The 21,400-nt window shown below is 71.9% G+C and carries 14 protein-coding genes; 1 reads left to right on the top strand and 13 read right to left on the bottom strand.

Going from position 1 to position 21,400, the window contains the following annotated elements:
* Window positions 1–20: 20 nt before the first annotated feature.
* The 11 genes from AVP41_RS04905 to AVP41_RS04855 form a co-directional block, all read right to left on the bottom strand.
* Entirely contained in the window at window positions 21–752 is a 732-nt protein-coding gene (locus AVP41_RS04905; protein ID WP_067161531.1) for a hypothetical protein, read from the bottom strand.
* Window positions 749–1,201 carry a hypothetical protein gene (locus tag AVP41_RS04900; protein ID WP_067161527.1) on the bottom strand — a complete coding sequence of 151 codons (453 nt, stop codon included), beginning with the start codon at window positions 1,199–1,201 and terminating at the stop codon, window positions 749–751. The genes AVP41_RS04905 and AVP41_RS04900 overlap by 4 nt, the downstream gene beginning before the upstream one ends.
* A 45-nt stretch (window positions 1,202–1,246) precedes the next feature.
* The gene (locus AVP41_RS04895; protein WP_067161524.1) at window positions 1,247–2,080 is read right to left on the bottom strand and encodes a PP2C family protein-serine/threonine phosphatase; all 834 of its coding nucleotides are present in this window, start codon (window positions 2,078–2,080) and stop codon (window positions 1,247–1,249) included.
* Entirely contained in the window at window positions 2,077–3,285 is a 1,209-nt protein-coding gene (locus tag AVP41_RS04890) for an FHA domain-containing protein (protein WP_067161521.1), read from the bottom strand. The genes AVP41_RS04895 and AVP41_RS04890 overlap by 4 nt, the downstream gene beginning before the upstream one ends.
* A gap of 43 nt (window positions 3,286–3,328) precedes the next feature.
* Window positions 3,329–5,848, bottom strand: a complete 2,520-nt coding sequence (locus AVP41_RS04885; RefSeq protein ID WP_067161517.1) for a transglutaminase domain-containing protein — start codon at window positions 5,846–5,848, stop codon at window positions 3,329–3,331.
* Complete coding sequence (locus tag AVP41_RS04880) at window positions 5,845–7,203, bottom strand: DUF58 domain-containing protein (RefSeq protein WP_067161514.1); 1,359 nt, start codon at window positions 7,201–7,203, stop codon at window positions 5,845–5,847. Before AVP41_RS04880 ends, AVP41_RS04885 begins: the two co-directional genes overlap by 4 nt.
* Window positions 7,200–8,165 carry an AAA family ATPase gene (locus AVP41_RS04875; RefSeq protein ID WP_067161511.1) on the bottom strand — a complete coding sequence of 322 codons (966 nt, stop codon included), beginning with the start codon at window positions 8,163–8,165 and terminating at the stop codon, window positions 7,200–7,202. The genes AVP41_RS04880 and AVP41_RS04875 overlap by 4 nt, the downstream gene beginning before the upstream one ends.
* A gap of 49 nt (window positions 8,166–8,214) precedes the next feature.
* Window positions 8,215–14,163: an Ig-like domain-containing protein gene (locus tag AVP41_RS04870; protein ID WP_067161508.1), complete on the bottom strand. Its 5,949-nt coding sequence runs from the start codon at window positions 14,161–14,163 to the stop codon at window positions 8,215–8,217.
* 2 nt (window positions 14,164–14,165) lie between these two features.
* Window positions 14,166–15,311, bottom strand: a complete 1,146-nt coding sequence (locus AVP41_RS04865) for a serine/threonine-protein kinase (protein WP_067161505.1) — start codon at window positions 15,309–15,311, stop codon at window positions 14,166–14,168.
* A 2-nt stretch (window positions 15,312–15,313) separates the two neighbouring features.
* A complete protein-coding gene (locus AVP41_RS04860; protein WP_067161501.1) occupies window positions 15,314–16,282 on the bottom strand; it encodes an FHA domain-containing protein in 969 nt (322 codons plus the stop codon).
* Window positions 16,283–16,353: 71 nt separating this feature from the next.
* On the bottom strand, window positions 16,354–17,943 hold the full coding sequence (locus AVP41_RS04855) for a dolichyl-phosphate-mannose--protein mannosyltransferase (RefSeq protein WP_067162805.1): 1,590 nt from the start codon (window positions 17,941–17,943) through the stop codon (window positions 16,354–16,356).
* 23 nt (window positions 17,944–17,966) lie between these two features.
* Here AVP41_RS04855 and rsmI point away from each other — a divergent pair, with 23 nt between their 5' ends.
* Window positions 17,967–18,782 (top strand): 16S rRNA (cytidine(1402)-2'-O)-methyltransferase, encoded by an 816-nt coding sequence (gene rsmI, locus AVP41_RS04850; protein WP_067161498.1) that lies wholly within the window; start codon window positions 17,967–17,969, stop codon window positions 18,780–18,782.
* 6 nt (window positions 18,783–18,788) lie between these two features.
* Here the strand turns inward: rsmI and AVP41_RS04845 are convergent, their stop codons facing one another.
* Together AVP41_RS04845 and AVP41_RS04840 are read right to left on the bottom strand one after the other, a co-directional pair.
* Entirely contained in the window at window positions 18,789–19,715 is a 927-nt protein-coding gene (locus AVP41_RS04845) for a sugar ABC transporter permease (protein WP_082829013.1), read from the bottom strand.
* The gene (locus AVP41_RS04840; protein WP_067161495.1) at window positions 19,715–21,346 is read right to left on the bottom strand and encodes an ABC transporter permease subunit; all 1,632 of its coding nucleotides are present in this window, start codon (window positions 21,344–21,346) and stop codon (window positions 19,715–19,717) included. Before AVP41_RS04840 ends, AVP41_RS04845 begins: the two co-directional genes overlap by 1 nt.
* Between the last annotated feature and the right edge of the window lie 54 nt (window positions 21,347–21,400).

Here is a 21,400-nt window from a genome sequence, read left to right as displayed (position 1 = left end):
CGCCGTCGGCCTCCGAGCGTCTAGGAGGGCGCGTCCAGGAGTGGCAGGTCGAGGGGCGTCACCAGTCGCGAGAGCACCGCGTGCTCGGCGAGCCGGGCACGACGGTTGGTGGCGAGCTTCCCCACGCCGCCGCGCAGTCCCGGAACGCCCTCGCGGTCGAGCTTGTCGCAGACGGCGTCGAGCTTGCGGTTGAACGTCGTCAGCGGCCACCCCAGCCGCGCGGCGGCCTGCGCCGACGTCGGCAGCTGGCTCTGACCGGCGAGGCCGTCGCGCAGCAGGGGTTCGCACAGCGCGATGACGAGGAGCTTCTGGCTCGGGGTGAGCGCGACGCTTCCGATCGTCATCTGATGCGGGTCGTCGACATCGGCGACGACAGACGCCGAATGGAACGCCGCCTGGGCGCAGTGGACTGCGAGCTCGTAGGTGAACGGTCCCGCGGTGAAGAGCAGGACCAGCCGGGGGAAGACGACCGGCACCTTCGCGCCGGGACCGAGCATCGCCTGGTAGACGCCGTCGCCGGTGGACAGGCTCACCCCGATCGTCTGGCCGACGTTCGCCAGCCACCACAGGCCGTTCTCGTAGGTGAAGGAGAGGAGGCGGCGATGGAGGTACTGATTCTCGTCGACGGCCAGGTCGGCCTCTCGCCCCACCGTGAACGGCCCGGGTGCCTGCGGCTCGAACCACTCGCCGCAGAACTCGATGCGCAAGTCGGGGGTGGTGGCGTTCTGGTGGTCCATCTCGACGCCCGTCATGAGGCCGCCAGCACCGCGAGGATCACGACCGCGGCCGCGAGGACCACGATGGCCAGGACGACGGTGACGACGACGGCCATCGGCAGGCCCCTGCGCCGAGGCGACGACCCGGCCCCGGGCACGGGGCGGACCTCCGGCGCCTCGATCGCGGGGGGCCGACGCGTGACCGGCTCGGTGAGGGGGGTGCGGCGGATGCCGTAGTGGCCGTCGTCCGGTTCGAGCCGGGGATCGCGCGCGCGGCGGGTGGGAGGGCCTGGGGAGACGATCGGGACCGAAGAGCTCGAGGACGGTGGCGTGGCCGGCCCGCGGGATGCGGGGGTCCGCAGCCGTGTCGCCTCGTCGTCGGCGGGGGCCTCCTCGCCGGGGACGACGCGTGCCACGACCCGCGTGCCCTCGTCGGGAAGGGGGACACCTCGGTCGCTCCGTCGCGTGTGCTCGTCCTCGATCATCCTCGCTCCTTCCTCAACCACGCTGAATCCACCGTCGCGCGACGCTCATCCGGCTCGCCCGCGGCTGCGCCGGGTGCGGATCGTCGCCGCCTCGATGGTCGTCGACTCCGCCGACAACGACAGGCCGCCGGTCACGTCTTCTGCGGATGGACTGGCGCCTCCGGCGACGACGTCGATCACGACGGCGGTGACATTGTCTCGTCCGCCGACGGTGACCGCCTGCGCCACGAGCGCCTGCGCGGTGCGCCCCGGTGCGCCGCCCATGAGCAGACCGGCACGGATCGCCTCGTCCGACAGCTCCGTCGTCAGCCCGTCGGAGCACAGCAGGAGGCGTTCCCCGGTGACGATCGGGAGGAGCCAGTAGTCGGCGGGACTGCGTTCCTCCCCGACGGCCCGCGTGATGACGTTGCGCCCGGGGAAGGCGGCCATCTCCTCCCGGGAGAGACGTCCGGCGTCCACCATCTCCTGGGCGACGGAATGGTCCACCGTGACCTGCTCGAGTCGATCGCCGACCAAGCGGTAGACGCGGGAGTCACCGATGTTGACGACGAGCCAGCGCAGTTCCCCGTCGTGACGCACCGCGAGCACGGCGGTCAGGGTCGAACCCGCGCCGCGCGACGTCGCGGCAGCGATCGACCCGACCGCCGAGTGGGCGGCATCGACGGCGCGTGTGACGTCGTCGACGCTCACATCGTCGCGGCCCGCGAGGGGACGGAAGACCTCCACCACCGCGGCGCTGGCGCGGTCGCCCGCGTCGTGACCGCCCATCCCGTCGGCCACGACGAACACCGGCATCCGTGCGAGGTACGCGTCCTCGTTGACCGACCGTCGCCGGCCGGTGTCGGTGTGCGCTCCCACCGTCGTGCGCAGCCCGGTCATGAGTCCCTGCGCAGCACGATGGCCGCGTCGCCGAGGAAGAAGGGACCGTCGACCTCGGCGGTGCCGACGACCTCCGTCGCAGCATCGGCGGTCGGTCCCACGAAGACGCCGTTCGTCGAGCTGAGGTCGCTGATCGTCCACCCGGCCTCGCTCCGGGAGAGGAGGGCGTGGGTCTTGGAGACCGTGCGCGTGACGTCGTCGATGGCGACCGGCTGGGCGTGCGGCGCGTGGGCCGGGGCGACGGGGTTGCGTCCGAGCACGGCAGCGGATCCCGTCAGCGTCGCCTGGGCGCCGCCGGGGAGCAGGAGCGACCAGGTCGTGGCGCGACGATCGACGATGACGGTGTGCTCGCCGGTCTCGGAACCCGACCCGGTTCCCGCACCGGGGACGCCCGGCGCCGGGGCCACGGGGACCGTCGCGGGAGGGGCGGAAGGAACCGGGGGAGCCCACGGGTTTCCGCCGATCGGCGCCGCCGGGGGAGGTCCGCCGGCGGCCATCGTGTCGGGCGCCGAGGGCGCGACGGGGGCGTCGGGCGTGAGGAACGGCGTCGCCGATGCCGGGGCGGGGCCCGAGGCGAAGGGAGCGGAGGTCGTGGCGAAGGGCGACGTGCCGGCCGGCCGAGCGGAGAAGTCGGCCAACGGCGGGACGATCGGAGCGGCCGGAGCGGGGGCGGGTGCGCCGGAGGCGGGAGCGCCGGCCGGCCTGTCGCCGAGCCATCGCGCCGAGCCCCACCCCACGATGCTCGCCCAGACCGGGAAGAGAAGCACGCCGAGCACGATCGACCCCGTGCCGAGGCCGAACCGCGCGTTGAGGGCGATCTGCTGGCGGATATGGAGCACCACCGCGAAGGCGAGGACCGCCAGCCACACGACCCCCGGGATCAGCGTCGCCATCAGCAGGGCGGACTGGGCGCCGGCGGTGTCGCCCTCGAAGGACGCCTCCAGCGCGGCCGCGCCGAACACCCCGCCGAGGCCGATCGAGACGCCTGCGCCGACGGCGATGGCACCGGCCACGACGACCGACCACCATCCGCGCATTCCGGCCAGGACGAACAGCACCCAGGCGTTGAGCACCGGCACCCACGCCTTGCCGGGCTGCTCACCCGCCTTGCGGAACGCCGCCGAGAGCGCCAGGGCGATCCAGACATACACGGCCACCGCCATGATCGCCTGGCCCGCCAGCACGAGCCCCGTGATCTCCGTCATGCGTTCCGTCCCCACCGATCTGTCCTCTTCATGCTCTCACTCGTCATGCGGTCCTCCGTCTCGGCTCGGACCGGTCAGGGGCGGCGGCGCGATCGGTGCGCGCCGGCCGGCGCAGGAGCGACCGGAGCGAGAGGCGAGCCCGAAGGCGCGCCCAGAACCCGCGGTCAGCGATCAGCCGCGCCCGTTCCTCCTCCACGATCTGCCAGAAGCGCTCGGAGTCCTCGGCGGAGGGGGGAGCCACATCGAAGACCGAACGGTCGGCCCAGGAGGCGAGGGTCGTCGCGCGACTGCCCGGTGCGGATGCGGCATGCAGCGTCGCGAGCTCCTGCCGCGTGTGGGTGCGCGGGGCCGGGAGGCCGCTGTCGATCGCCGCGTCCACGTACTCGTCCCAGCCACCCGTGACGCGGTCGACGGCCGCGGGCGCCGAGCGCCGCGAGCGCCGGCGCACAGCCTTGGCGATGAGGACGAGGAGGAACGGGCCGATCAGAATCAGGAGCGCGAGGACGCTGATGCCCCCGATGCGCAGCGCCGACCACAGCCCGCTCCAGTCGGTTGTCTCCTCGCCGGGATCCTCGGGGCTGTCGCCGGCATCGGCGGGGTCGGCCTCGCCGGGCAGCACCTGCTCGGCATCCTGCTCGTGCACTTCGGTCGGCACCTCGGGGTCGCGGTTCTGCAGGTCGTCCGGCGACATTCCCGCCGTCCACTGCGGAGTCACATCGATGGGGACCCAGACGCCCGAGACGTCCTGCACCTCGATCCACGCGGAGACGTCGCCGCCGCGGCAGCCGTCCTCGCACGCGGGGAGGTCCTCGCCGGACAGTCGCGCGCCGACCACGATGCGCACGGCGAAACCGAGCTGGTCGGCGATCATCGCGGCCGCGACCGAGAACTGCTCGTCGTCGCCCACGGCGGCCACGAGGCGAGCGTCCTCGTCGCCTCCCACCTCGTTCTGTCGCTGCACGAGGGCGCTGAACAGTGCGTCGATGCGGTCGGTGGAATGCCCGGCGCGGCTCGGGGCGAAGGTGTAGTCGCCGAGATCCGCCTGCCACCGCGGTGGGGCGGACTGGTCGACGGTGAGCGCATGGCTGAGGTATCCGCGGGCACGCAGGCGATCGATGAGCAGTTGGAGCCCCTGGCCTCCGGCCGGCGCCTCCTGCATCCGCATCCACTCCTGAAGGCTCTCGGGGACGGTCTCGGGGGCGAAGCGGGGCGACGAGCCCCCGGGCACGAGGTCGGCCACGGCGGGAAGCCGGGTCGGAACTGCCGCGTCCTGACGGTAGGCGGAGCCCGATCCGAGGCCCGGGTCGCCCAGCTGCACGGCCATCTGCGCCGACGCGCTGTAGAAGAAGCCGTCGGCCAGTGACGAGGCGTTCGGTCCGCGGAACTGCACCGCGGTGAGGGCATCGACCGTGGGCATCCAGATGCCGCGGTAGCCGCCGATCGTGATCTGCGCGGACTCCGGCCGCGTTCCGGAGGGGGCGGCGAGGGCGGAGGGGACTCGCACGAACGCCGTCGACTGGTCGCCGGGGGCGGCGGCAGGATCCAGCACGCGCGCCAGCCGCCCGTCGTAGAAGGACAGCGTGGCCACGCGCACCCGCTCGCCACCGCCCGAGACCGTGAACAGGACCTCGTCCACCACGTCGTCCGAGAAGAACGACCGGTACTCCGCGAGAGGGCTCAGGCTCTGCTGGATCTCGAGTCTCGGATCGATCTCGGAGCGCAGCACCTGCCGCGGCGCGCCGGCGAGAGCCCACGGCGCGGCGACAGTGCCGACGGCGACGGCCGCGACGACCATGCCGATCGAGATGCCCACACGTCCGAGCGTTGCCGAGGTGGTCCTGCTCGTGGTGCGGACCCCCGTCGCCGCCTCGGCGGCCCGCAATGCGCGGCGACGTTCGTACATCGTGCGCCAGACGAGGAATCCCAGCGCGACCAGCAGCGCGGCTGCGCCGGCCGCCATCTCGCGAGCGCCGGTGACGGTGATGGGTCCCCAGCGCACCGGGGGGCTGACGCTGGGCGCTCCGAAGACCACGCCGAACGCCGTGAGCGCCAGCCCGAGCGCGGGAGCGAGGACCCAGAGCCGCCGAGTGCGCCACGCGAGCGAGAGGGCGGCGGTGGGGACGGCGAGCCACAGCAGGAACGCGGGAGCGAGGATCGTCTGGTAGCTGCCCAGCGGAAGCTCCAGTGTGAGGAGGTCCTTCCAGCCGGTGACCGGCGCCGTGACCACACCGCGAAGCGCGAGGAGGATCTGGTCCAGCCCTCCGGCGACGAGCGTGGGTGCGGCGAGCGGAGTGCCGACGAGGACGTAGACGCCGATCGTGGCCAGGGCGACCCACCACCCCGACCAACGCCAGCGCAGGCCGGCGGCGGCGATGACGTGCGCGGCGGCGAGGGCGACGACGACCACCACGACGAAGGCCGGGGTCTGGTAGATCGGCCACGCGGTGATCGCCGCGATGAGGAACAGGAGATCCAGCAGGCCCGCCCCGATCAGCAGCGCCGAGGTCGACGCGCGATCGGCGCGACGCGCCGATCGCCTCCGCAGCGGCGGGGCGGCGCTCATGACTGCGCTCCGCGGGCGAGGAGGAGCCGGAGGTCGTCGAGGAGACCGATCGAGAGGACCGACATCGAGGCGAGGCGACGGAACCCCGGTTCGGCCTCGGGGTTGCAGATCACCGCGACGACGGCCACGTCGGCGGGGAAGGCGAGTGCGGCCGCCTGCAGGGTTCGCGCGGTCTGCGTCGATCCGCACACGAGGAAGGCGATCGACGCATCGGGGTGGGTCTCGGCGGCGAGCGAGGTGACGTCGGCGAGCGCGCTCACGCGGGGCGCGCGCTCGACCGAGGACAGATCGTCCAGGAGGGTCCGCGCCGTGACGGTGGCGAGCTCGCGCATCGACCGCGCCGAGGCCCGGACGAGCTCGGGCAGCTCGCCGCCCAGCACCACATCGACGTCGCGTCCGTCGCGGATGCCGCGGACGCCGAGCGAGGCGGCGGCGCTCACCGCGAGCTCGAACTCCTCGTCGGTGGCGAACTCCGCGTCCGATGCGGCCAACGCGATGACCATGCGGGAGCGTCGCGTCTCCTCGTACTGGCGGACCATGAGGGTGCCGGTCTTGGCGGTCGACTTCCAGTGGACGTTGCGCTGCGCATCGCCCGGGACGTACTCGCGAATCGCGTGGAAGGAGATGTCGGAGTCGACAATCATGCGGGAGGCGCTGCCCTCGAGGTCGCGGATGAATCCCGCGGTCGTGCTCCGCAGCGCCGTCGTGACCGGGTGGACGAACAAGGTGTGGCGGTCGGCCCACGTCGCCTCGCGGCGGAGGATCCCGAGGGGGTCTCCACGGACCGTGCGGGCGGGGCCGACATGGACGATGCCGCGTCGGTGGGTGGGGACGATCACCTGGTCGACGTGGACGTGGTCACTGCGCAGGAGCGGGATGTACACGTCGACGAGCCCGTCGCCGATCGGGATGTCGATGCGCCCGGGAAGGGCGATGCCGCGTCCCGTGTTCCTCACCGTCAGGGTTCCGCTGACCGGGCTCCCCGCGACCACGCGGTCGTGTTCGAGGGTGAGGTCGACGTCATACGAACGGGCGCTGAACAGGAACGGGATCGACAACGCGATGAGCACGGTGGCGACGACGCCCGCGGCGACGAACTCCAGCCATCCGAACGCCAGTCCGATCCCGATCCCGAGGACGGCGACCGACAGCAGAGTCCAGCCGGCCACCGTGAGCGTCCCGGCCACCCATGCCGCCACCGCCGAGGCTGCCGCGCGCACCCGCCGCCACGAGCGCAGGCCGCGCAGCGCCAGCGCCGTGGAGGAACTGGCGGTCGAGTAGCGGGTGCGCGAGATGCCCGTCCCGTCGGAACCGGCGACGGTACGGGTCAGGCGCGACTCGGTGGGAAAGCTCACACGGTGTCCCGCTGGCTGGGGGGAACGGTGTCCAGCAGCACCTGGCCGATGACCGCGTGTGCCGTGACGCCGTCGAACTCCGCTTCGGGGTCGAGGATGAGGCGGTGGGCGAGCACCGGCTCGGCGAGCGCCTTGACGTCGTCGGGCGTGACGTAGCCGCGACCGTGAGCGACCGCCCACGTCTTCGCGGCCTTCGTGAGCGCGAGGGCGCCGCGGACGCTCACGCCCATGCGCACCTGCGACGCGAGGCGGGTCGCCTCCACGATCCTCGCGATGTAGTCGAGCACCAGCGGGTTGAGGTAGACGTCGCGCGCGATGTCGGCCATCCCCACGACTCCTTGCGGACTGATGATCGAGGAGACCTCGCGCCGCGGCGCGCCGCTTCCCTCCAGGATCCGCACGGTGGCGGCGTGGTCGGGGTAGCCGAGGCTCGTCCGCAGCAGGAACCGGTCGAGCTGTGCCTCGGGGAGCCGGTAGGTGCCGGCCTGCTCCACGGGGTTCTGCGTGGCCACGACGAGGAACGGCACGCCGACGCGGCGGGTGATCCCGTCGACGGTGACCTGACCTTCCTCCATCACCTCCAGCAGCGCCGACTGTGTCTTGGGCGACGCCCGGTTGATCTCGTCGGCGAGCACGATGTTCGCGAAGATCGGCCCCTGGTGGAAGTCGAACTGGCCGCTGCGCTGGTCGTAGACCGTGATGCCGGTGACATCTCCCGGGAGGAGGTCGGGGGTGAACTGGATGCGCGTGCTCGTGCCCTGGACGCTCTGCCCCATCGCACGCGCGAGAGAGGTCTTCCCGGTGCCCGGGACGTCCTCCAGGAGCAGATGCCCCTCGGAGAGCATCGCCGTGAACGCCAGTTCGACGACGTGGCGCTTGCCGAGCACGACCTGCTCCACGTTGTCGACGAGCGAGGTGAAGGTCTCCTGGAACCAGGCGGTCTGTTCCGCGGTGACGGTCATCGGGGTCCTCTCGAGGGGAACGGGTGACGGGGGAGGGAAGCGAGGGGGATCACGGGGCGTCCGCGCCTGGGTCGGGATCGGGCTCTTCGGGCTCCGGATCGGGAGTCGGCGGCTCGCAGCGCACGGTGTACGAGGCCGAGTCGAGCCCGGCGAGCCTTCCCGACCAAGCGATCGTGTAGGTGAGGGAGAGCCGGCCCGCATCGTCGGTCGATTCCGACCGGGACGTCGTGAAGTCGCTCGGGTTGGCGCGCACCGTGATGTCGCCGGTCCCGGGCCGGACGCCGTCGGGGTCGCTCTCGCAATACGTCGGGAACGTCACCTGCGCGCGGTACGCCGGCCCGTCCGCCGTGACCGGGACCGGGTCGCCGCAGCCGAACAAGCGGCTGCACGAGACCGCCGTGATTGCGCCGGGGTCGCCGAACTCGGGGAACAGCGAGCGGAAGTCGGTGGACTCATCTCCGTGCGCCCGGTAGCGCAACTCGAACGGCCACGATGCCCGCAGATCCGGCGTGCGGGCGAATCGGTCCCAGGTGAAGGTCGCACCGCGCTGCGAGGAGCGGTTGTCGATGGCGTAGGTCGACGACCCGGTGGGCGTCGGCACCCCGGCCACCGGCGTCGCCGAGCCGGACTTCTCGGTGCGGCCGAATCGCTGTCCGCCACGCTCGGTCACGGCGCACGCGGTGACCGTCGCCTCCCGCCACAGCTCCTGTCCCGTGAAGGTGCGCGTGACCGTACCGCCCCCGGCGGCGACCTGCTCGTCGGGCATGCAGACGCCGTCGAGGGTGAAGCCGACGACGATCCGCTCGCCCGTCCCGTCGGGCGCGACGGTGGCGGTGGCCGTCACCGTTCCGGGATCGCTGCTGCGCGACGCGGTGACCTCGAGGCTCAGCGAAGGGGCTCCGATTCCATTCGCGCGGAAGCTGAAGCTCGTTCCGGTCTGCGAGCCGCCGGGGATCGGCGGCAGCTCGAAGCGGGTGAGCGGCGTCGCGGTGAGGGAGACGGGGCTGTTGGAGCCGATGTCGTAGTCGCGGAAGACGACGGTGGAGCCGCGCACCGGTTGGGTGACCTCGCCGGCCGCGCCGCCCGAGAGGGTGAGCGTGCCGGTCGTGGGGTCCACGCCGGTGACGGTGATCGTCGCGACGCCGCCCGTGTTGCCGTGGGGGATGGGCGTGACCTCCGCTCCGGTGGGCGCGGCCGGGGCGGCGTAGGGCCAAGCGCTGACCTGCACCGAAGTGCGCGACTCGCCCACGGAGCTGAACGCTCGGGCCTGGTAGGTCACCGGCACGCCCGTCTCCGCCTCGATCGCGGGGCATGCCCCCGACGCATCGCACGTCGCGACCACACGACCGCCCGCCGAGATCCGGAAGCCGTCGACGGACGGATACGACGCCGCGTCCGAGATGACGCGCAGCGTCACCGTCGAGGCGGTGAAGGCGGTCCACTCCACCCGGGTGGGCGCGGCCGGGAGCCCCTGAAGATCGAGCAGGACGGTGCCGTTGCGCTCGCCGGCCGACTGCCGGCCCTGCGCATCGGCCACGACGAAACCGGCGCTGCAGTCGGCGCGCCCGGGGGTGTCGGCCGACCACGACGCGCGCACCGCCGTGGCACTCTCCTTGCGGAAGGTGACGCCGGGGCAGTTGGCAGGGGAGCGCACCGAGACCAGCGCGAGCGGGGTGCCGGGGAGCGGATTGATCTCTCCCGGGACGCCGACGACCGTGATGAGGCAGGAGGACGATCCGCCCGACTGCGAACAGCGTTCGCTCGCCGTACCGCCCTTGGGCAGCTGCGACGGGGCCGGCCCGACGGTCAGCAGAAGAGCCGCCGGTGCCGCATCCGGGTGACTGGAGAGCGAGACGCTCACGGGCTCCTCGCGCCCCGGACGTGCCGCATCGTCAGCGGTGACGGTGAGCGTCGAACCCGACCGCGTCACGGTGAACTGATCGCCGCGGTACGACTCGGCGAAGGCGAGGGCGTCCCAATCCTCTTTGCCCGCCCATCGGACCATCCCGGTGAGGTCGTACTCCTGGCTCTGCCCCGGTCCCACCGTGATCGACGCGCTCCGCAGGCTCGGCTGAGGCTCCTCCGCCTCGATGCTCACGCGGACCGTGAGGTACGTGTAGTCGTCCTGGACGTCGAGCTTGACCGGCACGACGCAGGTGTCGGTCCACGGGGCGTCCGCTCCCGCGGTGTAGCGGATCGTGGTCCCCGACACCAGCTCGCAGCGCGCGTTCGCCCTCGCGCCGCCGGCACGGACCCCCGACGCATCGACGTCCAGCGTGCGGCCGCTCGGGATGGCGATCGCCGTCCGCAGGTCGAGGTCCCGCGACTCGTTCTCCCGGACCTCGAGCTGGGCGGCGTCGGCCCGGAGGGCGAGCCGCGCGTCGCGGTCCCCCGGCACCCGCAGGAACCCGTACGAGACGACATCCGTGCCGTCGAACGACGTGCCGGAGACCTGGAACGGGATCAGGAGCGATTCCGAGGGGATCTGGCCGGAGATCCTCGTGCCCTCCACGCGGATTCCCGGGTGCGTGCCCCACAACTGCAGGCGCAGCCCCGAGACGTCGCCCGTGTTCCACGCGACCTTGCCGCTCAGCACGTCGACGCCCGCGGGGAAGGCCTCCCGCGTCTCGATCGTGAGCGTCGTGTCGCTGACGACGGGATAGTCGGGCACGGGAGTCGGGACGGCCTTGACGACGATGAGACCCATCGCGGTGTCACCGCTGGCGTTGCTGACGGTGTACACGAAGGAGCTCGTGCCGGGCGTCTCGCCGGCCCGGAGCGTGACCTGGTCGCCCTCGACCTCGCCCAGCAGGCTCGCCAGCGTCGCGTACTCCTCGGAGCCGGCGGGAGCGTTCGGCTTGACCGATTCGAGGGTCAGCGTGCCGCCGGCGGGATCGAGGTCGTTGTCGGTGGGACGGACGACCGCGGTGCTGTCGGCGCCGACCTGGATCTGCAGGTAGTCGCTGAAGGTCACCGGGCTCGGGTCGGAGGCGGCCGCCAGCACGCCCACGCGCACCTCGGCGGTTCCCGTCGCCCCCTCGGCATCGCGCACCTGGTAGCGGAAGGAGTCTTGGCCGCTGAACTGATCTGGGCTCGTGTAGACGATCGCGTCGCCTTCGGGCGAGATCGTCGCCGAACCGCCCTGCGCAGGCTGGCTGACGATGCGGTCCAGAGTGACGGCGTCGCCGTCGGGGTCCACGCCGTAGCGGTCGAAGGGGATGCGCACCGACTCGCCACTGAGGACGCGCCCCTCCAGCACGCGGGGCAGCGGCGGGCGGTTCGCCTCGTCTCCGACCACCGTGACGATGACGCGCGCGGAGTCGGTGGCATCGGGGAAGCCCAGTCGGAAGATCGTGTAGCCGATGCCGTAGGTGCCCGGCTGATCCGGGGCGAGGTAGCGCACGACGCGGCCGGTGGCGAAGGCGAGGCCGGCGTCGTTCTCGTTGACGATCGTCGACGGGTCGATCGAGAACAGCGCTCCACCGGGCGCGCTGTCGTTCTCGAGCACCGGGATGTCGATCTGCGCGCCGGCGCGGACGGTGACGACGTCGTCGACGGCGATCGGCGGGTCGCTGCGAGGGGAGTCCAGAAGGATCACGGTCAGCTCGCCGTCCGCGCTCGCCGTCTCACCACCGGTGCCGTCCGACACGCGATAGCGCACGACCCCGAGCACGCCGGGCGACCCGTCGTCGGTGGAACCGCTCGCGCGGATCATGCTCTGACCGACGAGGTCGACGCTCAGCGTCGCTCCCGCGGCGCTCTCCGGGCGCAGGTCGCTCAGGAGCAGGACGAGTCCGGCGGGGTTCGACACCGGCGGGAACACATCGACCGTGGCGTCCTCGCCCGGTCGGACGAACGCGGTGAGCGGCGGGGTGGAGATGGCGGTCTCGTCCGGGTCGCGCAGCGTCACCCGGACCGAGGCGGTCTCTTCGCCGCGGTCGTCGCGGACGGTGTACTGCACCAGGTACGAGCCGGGGCGCTCGGCGGCGAACTCCATGCTCAGCCCCGCAACGTTGGGGGAGACGGTGGCGGACGCCTCGTCCAGGACGACGGCGCTGGAGAGCACGGGGGCTCCGGAAGCGCCGGACACCCGCGTGGAGAGATCGATCGACAGCGGCGTCCCCGCCACTCCGGTTGCGGCGAACGACTGGGCGGTCAGTCGAGGGGTCGGAGTGACGGCGACGGTCACCGCTCGTTGCGTGGTCGCCCCCCGCGCATCGGCGATCGTCAGCATGAGGGTGACGTCGATCGCCTCGTCGCTCTGCGCGTCGGGGTGCTGGTAGGTCACCGTGCCGCTGGGCTGGCCGGCGGCCGACCCGACACCCGTCTCGTTGTCCACCGATGCGAGGTACAGCGGGTCGCCGTCGGGATCGACCCAGCCGTAGAGGGCGTCGAAGGTGACGGTGCCGCCCGGGGCGACCGTCGGACGCGGACGCTCCGCGAGACAGTCGTCGGGGTTGCAGGGCGCCGGAGCCCGGTTGGTGTCGGAGCCGACGACGGTGAGGGTGACGGTCGCCTCGTTCGAGAGCAGCCCGTCGCTGCGCGTGCCGTCGGTCACGCGATAGCGGAAGGTGGCCGACCCCGTCGCATCGTCGGCGACATGGACGACGAGGCTCTGCTCGGCGCCGGTGACGGAGACGGTGCCGAACGCCGGGTCGAGACCCTTCAGCGACGAGACGTCCAGGCTCAGCACGTCCTCGTTCGGGTCGTGGTCGTTGAGCAGCACGGGCAGCTGCGCGACGGATCCGGCGCGCACCCCGAAGGCGTCGTCCACGGCCACCGGGGGCTTGGGCTCCAGCACGCGCTCGGCGACCGTGTCGTCGTCGGGGGAGGCTTCGGCCGTCTCGTCGAGCGCCCACTGCTGCGACGACGCGACGAGGGCACCGGCCGGGACCGTCCACACCCACCCCGAGCTCCGCTCGTTCAGGGCGATGCGCGTCCCGTTCGTGAGGAAATCGGGGTCGACCTGCTCGCCGAGGGTGCCCGCGCCGTAGTCGAGGGGGTTCAGCGTCGGATCGGTGCTCGTCCAGAGCGTGCCGCCACCGGTCCCGTCGCGCAGCCAGGCGGCGTAAGTGGTGCCGTTCAGGGTGAGCGGCGCGGCGGGCGTTCCCAGGGTCTCGGCGACGACCCGCTCGGCCGTGCCCGCGTCCCGCGAGATGCGGACGAGTCCTTCCGAGTCGGCGAGGTACACGTCGCCATCGCCCGTGGCGGTGCGCTGGAGCTTCGCACCGGCCACGGCGTCGGTGGCGATCGCATCGTCACGACCGGAGACGGTGACCGCCCCCGTGGACTCGTCCAGGAGCGCCCACCGTCCTCCGACGGCGGTGAGCTGGGCGTCGTCGATCGTCCCGGCGACCGGGTCTTCTCCGAGGATGCGCCCGGAATCGGCGGCGGCACGCACGACGCGTCCTTCTTCGGCCGAGTACGCGTACACGATGCCGTCGGCGTCGACCGCCACCGCCGTCGCGACGAAACGGGGGCGCTCCTGGCCCTCCGTCACCTCGACGTCGGCGTAGGGGTCGATCGCGAGAGTGCGACCGCCGCCGGAGAGGGTGGCGGCGTAGACGCCGCCCACGTCGGAGCGGAAGGCGAGGAAGTCGCCGGCCGAGACCGTCTGCACCGTCCCGGCCGGGGCCCTCGTGAACGCGTCCTCGCTCGTGGCCGTCAGGTCCTGCGGGGTGGCGGGGTTGACGTCGGCGAACTGCGTGTCGCTCTCGGCGAAGACGAACAGCCGGTCGCCCGTCTGAGCCAGCGAGCTCGCGTTCTCGGCGGTCTTCACGGTGTCCAGCTCGCCGAGCTCGAGGTTGACCCGCGCGTATCCGTCGCCGGCCCCGGTCTGCACGGCCCACAGCGTGCCGTCGTCGAGGGGGGTCTGCCGCGCGTCGTAACCCGGCCACACGACGGCGAGGGTCACCACGAGGGCGACGACGGCCAGTACGCCACCGGCACCCACGAGGGTGCTGGTGCGCAGTCGTCGAGGAGCAGCGGGTTCGGCCATCGTCAGCCTCCGCCGAGCAGGAGGGCCAGGGCCGTGACGCCGCCGCCCAGGAGGAGGAGCGCCCCGACGACCCCGAGGCTGACATACAGGGCGGTGCGCGGACGACGAGCGGGCTCGGAACCGGCGAGCACGGTGCCGTCGTCGGGGGCGCGCCGCGTGGGAGCGGCGGCGGGGCGAGCGGCGCGGCGGGAGGCGTGGGCGACCGTGGGGCGCACGGGGCCGCGCGCGCGGTCGTCTTCGAAGTCGATCGGCACCCCCGCCGTGGCCCACTCGTCCACGGCGACGTCCATCGCGGTGTAGGCCAGGCCGAGGTCCTGCTGCGCCAGCTGCAGGTCATAGGCGAACTCGGCCGCCGTGGCGTGTCGGCGTGCCGGATCCTTGCTCATGGCGCGGGCGAGTGTCGCCTCCACGCGCGGGGGGACGTCGGGACGCCCGATGGGGGTGTAGGTGGCGCGACGGATGCGGGCCTTGAGCTGTTCGCGGCTGTTCTGCCCGCTCCCCGGCCGCTCGAAGGGGCTGCGTCCCGCCAGCAGCGAGTAGACGGTGGCGCCGAGTCCCCACACCTCTGAGGCGATCGATCCGGCGACCCTCTCGTCGACGACCTCCGGGGCGCTCCAGGGCACCGACATCGCGAACACGTCGTCCGCGCCGCTGCGCCCGCTGATCGCGGCGGCGATCCCGAAATCGCTGAGCACGGGGGCGCCGAAGGTCGTCATGAGGATGTTGGAGGGTTTGATGTCACGGTGCAGGAGCCCGGAGCGATGAGCCGTCTCGAGGGCGGAGGCGATCTTCACTCCGATGTGGAGCACTTCGGGCACCGGGATCGACTCGCGCCGGTACCGCGTGGTGAGCGACGTCGGGCAGTACTCCATGACGAGGTAGGGGCGGCCGTCGGCCGAGATACTCGCTTCGTAGACGGTGAGGATCGAGGGGTGGGAGCTCAGCCGAGCCATGACATCGGCTTCCGCGTTGAACATCCGCAGCAGTCCCTCGTCGACGATGTCCTTGAGCAGCACCTTCACGGCCACGGGGCGGCGCGGGAGGTTCTGTTCGAACAGGAAGACGTCGGCGAAACCGCCCGTCCCGAGCGGACGGACATACGTGAAGCCCCCGACGACGGGGGGAGCGGAAGGCAGCCGTGTCGCCATCGTCAGGCTTCCTCCGTGTCCGAGACGCCGAAGACCGCCACGACGCCGTCACCGAGATCGAGCGACGAGCCGAACTTCAGCCGCACCGACGCGCCGTGACGCAGGAGCAGCGACGCACCGTCGGGCTCCCGGACGATCGTGCCGTTGGTCGATTCGAGATCGCGCGCGACGAGACGGTCGCCCTCCAGATGCACCTGCAGATGGGCCCCGGAGATCTCGCGTTGCGGCGATGCCACCGAGACCAGGCGCGTGCCGGGGTGCGCGGCGGGCCGGGGCGACCGGCCGAGGACGAGGGGGACATCGAGCTCCAGCACCCGGTCCGACCCGATCCGCAGCACCGGTCGTGCTTCGGGACGGCGACGGGCGGTATGGCGCAGCTCGGTCCGATCGTCGAGGTCGAGGGCGGGCAGCCGGTCGCGGCGGAGTGTCTCCAGCGGCGGGTCGATCGTCACGGCGGCCGTCTCGGACTGCGCCGGCGGCTCCGCGGCGGCCGGAGCCGGCGTCGCACTCGCGGCGGGCGAGGGTGTCGGCGCGCCCCACTCCAGAAGGTCGGAGCGTGCGACACCTCGCGTGAGGGGAAGGGAGCCCAGGGCGCGCCGGGAGGAAGAGGGGAGCGCCAGCGCCATCCCGGCGACCTCCCGCGCGGTGCTCTGTGCCCACCGGGCCTGCTCTCCGCCCAGCCGCACGTCGCGCCCGCCGGAGAGCTCCACCCGCGCCTGGCCGCGGACGGCGATCTCGACCGTGCGCGACGGCGCGTCCACCAGCTCCACCAGCGCCACGTCCCCCGGTGCGTCGGCGTCTGCATCGAGGGCGGCGATGACCGAGGCGAGGGTGGCTCCGGGTTCTCCGAGCCGGCGCCAGAGGCGCGTGGCGGCCCCATCCGACGCGCCCGACGCAACGGCCAGGAACCGATCGGAGACCAGCACGAAACCGGCGACGGAGGGGTCGCGGGAGACGGCGTAGGTGAACACGGGTCCAGCCTAAACGGCGGGCGCCGCGCGCCCCTCCCTCGTGTCGCGCCGCGTCGGGGGCGCGACGAGCCTCACACCCAGCCCGTCAGCCAGTTGTGGAGCCGATAGAACTCGTACGGCACCTGCATCGCCGACCACAGCGGGTACCAGAACACGGCCAGCACGGCGGCCGCGACGAGGAATCCGATGACGATGCGGCGGCCGGTGGCGCGGGGGAGCCACATCTTGCCGCGTGCGAGATCCTGCAGGGCGAAGGTGAGGGCGAGCAGGAGGAACGGCCAGATCACGATCGTGTAGAACTGGAAGACCGTGCGCTCCGGATAGACGAGCCAGGGAACCCAGGTGGCGGCGATCCCGACGAGCACGATCGCGTGGCGCCAGTCGCGGTCGAGGGCGAAGCGGTACACCAGGTAGGCCGCGGCGAGCACGCTCGCGTACCAGACCAGCGGATTGGGCATGCTGTAGAGCACCTGGAGGCAGCCGTTGTCGCCGCCGATGCACCCGGGCTCTCCGCCCGCCGTGGACTGCGCATACATCGAGGTCGGGCGCCACAGCAGCGGCCACTGCCAGGCGGGGCTCATGTAGTCGTGCCCCGAGGTGATCCGCAGCATCGCGTCGTAGATCGTCTGGTGGTAGCGCCACAGGCTCTGCAGCGACAGCGGGATCCAGCTGAACAGAGGGTTCGTCGAGGGATCGGCGTCGGCGGCGTGCCGGTCGTAGCCGCCGTCGCTGAGCAGCCATCCCGTCCACGAGCCGAGATACACGACGAACGCCACGGGGACGAGCAGGAAGAAGGAGACGATCCCCTGGCGCAGCGCGTCCGGGATCCAGGCGCGCACGCCGAGTCGGGACCGCTCCAGGGCGTCGGTGACGACGAGATACAGCCCGATCGCCGCGAGGACCCAGACCCCCGACCACTTGACGGCCGTGGCCGCTCCGGCGGCCGCACCGGCGGCGATCACCCAGGGCCGGTTCCACAGCACCGGCCCATACGTCGGCGGCTGCCCCAGCCGCGACGCGGCGGTCACGCCGCGGGCGAGCCGGTCGAGGTGGCGTCGACGGTCGAGCACGACGAACCAGACCGCCAGCAGGACGAAGAAGGTGAGGAAGATGTCGAGCAGCGAGACGCGGCTCATGACGATGCCGAGACCGTCGACCGCCAGAAGGGACGAGGCGATGCCCGCGAAGACGATCGAGCCGGTGAGGCTGCGGGCGAGGACGTAGAGGACGAGCACGCAGGCGGTGCCGAACAGGGCGGCGGAGATCCGCCAGCCGAACGACGACTCCGGCCCGAACGCCCACATCCCGACGCCGATGAGGAACTTCCCGAGGGGCGGGTGGACGACGAAGCTGGGATCGGTGCCGAAGATGTCCGCCTGCCCGGCGACGAAGCGGTCGTTGGCGTCGTCGGGCCACGTCGCCGCGTAGCCGAGGACCCACTGGGTCCACGCATCCTTGACGTAGTAGGTCTCGTCGAACACCAGGGCCCGCGGGTGGCCGAGGTTCCACACCCGGAGCACGAAGGCCACGAACGTGACCGCGACGGGCACCATCCAGGTCCACAGCCGGTGCACGCGGGGGTCGGTCGCGAGCCTCGCCTGCCACCGCTCGGAGAACGTGGGAGGCGACGCGGGCAGCAGCGGCTCGACCGTGTTCGTCACGCGCACAAGCCTATGCTGGGGCGGTGATCATCCTCGCCGCGACGCCGATCGGCAACCTGCAGGACGCCTCGCCGCGGCTGGTGGCGGCGCTGGAGTCGGCGCCCGTCGTCGCCGCCGAGGACACGCGGACGACCGCGCGGCTCCTGCGGGGGCTCGGGATCGCGCACCGGCCGCAGCTGATCGCGCTGCACGATCACAACGAGAAGCAGCGCGCCGGCGAGCTCGTCGAGCGGGCCCGCACCGAGGACGTCCTGGTCCTGAGCGATGCCGGGATGCCGACGGTCAGCGACCCCGGTTTCGCCGTGGTGACCACCGCCGCCGCAGCCGGCGTGCCGGTCACCGTCATCCCCGGTCCCTCGGCCGTCGTCACGGCGCTGGCTGTATCGGGACTTCCCACCGACCGCTTCACCTTCGAGGGCTTCCCTCCGCGCAAGTCCGGCGAGTTGCGCTCGGCCCTTCTGGCGCTGGCCTCCGAGCCGCGGACGATGGTCTTCTTCGAGGCGCCCTCGCGGGTCGCGGCGACCCTGGAAGCGATGGCGGACGCCTTCGGCGCCGACCGTCCCGCCGCCGTCTGCCGCGAGCTCACCAAGCTCCACGAGGAGGTCGTACGCGGCCCCCTCGCCGACCTGGCCCGCTGGGCGGCCGAGGGCGTCCGCGGCGAGCTCGTCGTGGTGGTGGGCGGCGCCGCGGCGCGAGAGGTCTCCGAATCCGACGCGGTCGCCCAGGTCCTCGCCCTCGTGGCCGGGGGCATGCGGCTGAAGGAGGCGGCCGCCGAGGTCGCCGCGCAGACCGGTCGGTCCTCCCGCGACCTGTACGGCGCCGCCCTCGCGCAGCGATGAGCCGCCTCAGCCCTTGACTGAGCCGGCGGTGAGACCTCCGATGATGTAGCGCTGCAGCGCGAGGAAGAGGGTCAGGACCGGAACGGCGGCCAGGATCGCTCCCGCAGCGAACAGCCCCCAGTTGCTGGAGAGTTGGTTGGACACCCACTGGAACATGCCGACGGCGAGTGTCCAGTTGTCCTCCGAGACCAGCACGATCTTGGAGATGATGTAGTCCCCGAACGAGGCGATGAAGGCCAGCAGCGCCACCACCGCGAGGATCGGGGTCACCAGCGGCATGATGATCGTCCAGAAGATCTGCGCGTGGGTGGCCCCGTCGATCTTGGCGGACTCGTCCAACTCGATCGGGATCGTGTTGAAGAAGCCGTACATCAGGAAGGTGTTGACCCCGAGCGCGCCGCCGAGGTACACGCAGATCAGCGCGATCTTCGAGTTGAGGCCGAGCGCCGGGAAGACCTCACCGAGGGCGAGCAGCATGAGGAAGATGGCGACGAAGGCGAGCGCCTGGGGGAACATCTGGATGATGAGCAGCGTCGTCAGACCGGCGCGACGCCCCCGGAACCGGAAGCGCGAGAAGGCGTAGGCGGCGGCCGCTCCCATGAGCACGGCGCCGACCGCGGCGGCGATCCCCACCTGCAGCGTGTTGGCGTACCAGGTCCAGTACCGGGTACCGCCGAGGGCGGCGTAGTTGCCCAGGTCGAAGGCGGAGAACAGGGCGTTGCTCGCGGCGAGGCTGCCGCCCGGGTTGAGCGAGGCCGACACGACGTAGACGAGCGGAAAGACGGCGTAGAAGAGGATGACCGCCGCGAGGAGGTACTTCCAGCCGACCTCGAGGAGGAACCGGCGCCGCACCGCTCCGCGGCGTCCGGCGTCGAGCGTCACGGTGGCGCGGGCCTGACGGGCAGCGCTACGGGTCTCGTTCGCGGTGGACATCACTGGTACTCCTCGAGCTTCTTGGTCTGGCGGAACGCCAGGGCGGAGATGAGGCCGACGACGATGAAGACGAGGATCGACAGGGCGCTCGCGAGGCCGTAGTCGGCCTTCCCGCCGTTGACCCCCGAGATGTCCCAGATCGCGGAGATGAGGATGTCCGTCGCGCCGAGCGCGTAGGGGGCGCCCGGAATGGCGGGCCCGCCGTCGTTGAACATGTAGATGATCGTGAAGTTGTTGAAGCTGAACGCGAACGACGAGATCAGCAGCGGAGCGGTGGCCACCAGCACCAGCGGCAGGATGATCGACCGCAACTGGCGGAAGCGTCCCGCGCCGTCGATGGAGGCGGCCTCGAGCGCGTCGGAGGGCAGTGCCTGGATCGCTCCCGTGCACACCAGGAAGTAGTAGGGGTAGGTGAGCCAGACGTTCACGAACAGGACGGCGAACCGGGCGAGCCACGGATCACCGAGCCAGTCGATCTGTGCTCCGCCGAAGAAGAAGTCGTTGATGACTCCGAACTCGGCGTTGAACATGCCCCGGAACAGCAGCGCCGACATGAAGGCGGGGAAGGCGTAGGGGAGGATGAAGAGGGTCCGCAGGACCTTCCGTCCCCGCACCCGTTCGTCGTTGTAGATGATGGCGAGGACGAGTCCCATCGCGAACGGCACGATCACCGACAGCAGCGCCCACGCGAAGGTCCACGCCGTGACCATGGCCAGCGGCTGGAGCATCGACGAATCGGTGAACAGGCGCAGGAAGTTGTCGAACCCGACGTGGACGGTCCAGCCGGTCGGAAGGGTCGTGCCGTCGTCGCTGGCGAAGTTCCCTCGATCGGTCGCGTGATAGACGGTGCCGTTGGCGGTGTCCGTGATGGTCTGGGTGGCGGCATCCCATTCCAGGGTCGAGCGGTAGATCGACCCGGAGGTGCCGTCGTTGGTGCGGACGGATCCGGCGTTGGGATCGTCGGAGACCGGCACGCGCAGGGCGACGACCTCCTGCTGGAGCGCCTGGTCGCCGATGATGTCGTTGCGCGGGACGACGTTCCATCCGGGCACCTCGGTGGGGGCACCGGTGCCGGAGGCCGGTCCCACCGTCTGCAGGGGGGTCTCGGCCGAACCCGCTTTGATCTGGCCGTCTTCGACGATCGCGAAGCCGAGCGTGCCGTTCTGCTCCACGATGGCCAGCGGAAAGGTCGGGGATCCCTCGACGCGCCGCTCGCCCTGGCTCAGGGCGGCCTGGACGGCCTGCTCCTGAGAGCCGACGTGGCCGGCGCCGTAGTTGGTGAAGGCGATGTAGGCCGTGTATCCGAAGATGAAGACCTGGAAGATGAGGAGGAACGCGAGGCCCGGCAGGAGGTACTTGAGGGGCAGCGCCCGCTTGGTGAAGTAGATGATGTCGGCGGCCAGGAGCAGGGCCACGGCCGCGCCGCAGATCAGCCACGACTGGGCCTGGGCCGCGGCGAAGATGCCCATCAGCCCGAAGGCGTTGACCACGCCGAGGATCGCGAGCTTGACGAGGAAGCCCCACCCGATCCCGTTCCACCGGCGACCGTGCGGTTCCGTCGTCCGCGCGCCGCGGGGCGGCGAGGGCGGGGGTGAGGCCTGCTCCGCGGGGGTTTCCACCGGGACCGACATGTGCATCTCCTTCGATGAGAGGTCCGGGGCGGGTGCAGGCACCCGCCCCGGAGC

Origin of the sequence: Microbacterium sp. TNHR37B (assembly GCF_001620065.1) — a bacterium.
Lineage (GTDB): Bacteria > Actinomycetota > Actinomycetes > Actinomycetales > Microbacteriaceae > Microbacterium.
This window is presented reverse-complemented; position numbering and strand designations above follow the sequence as displayed.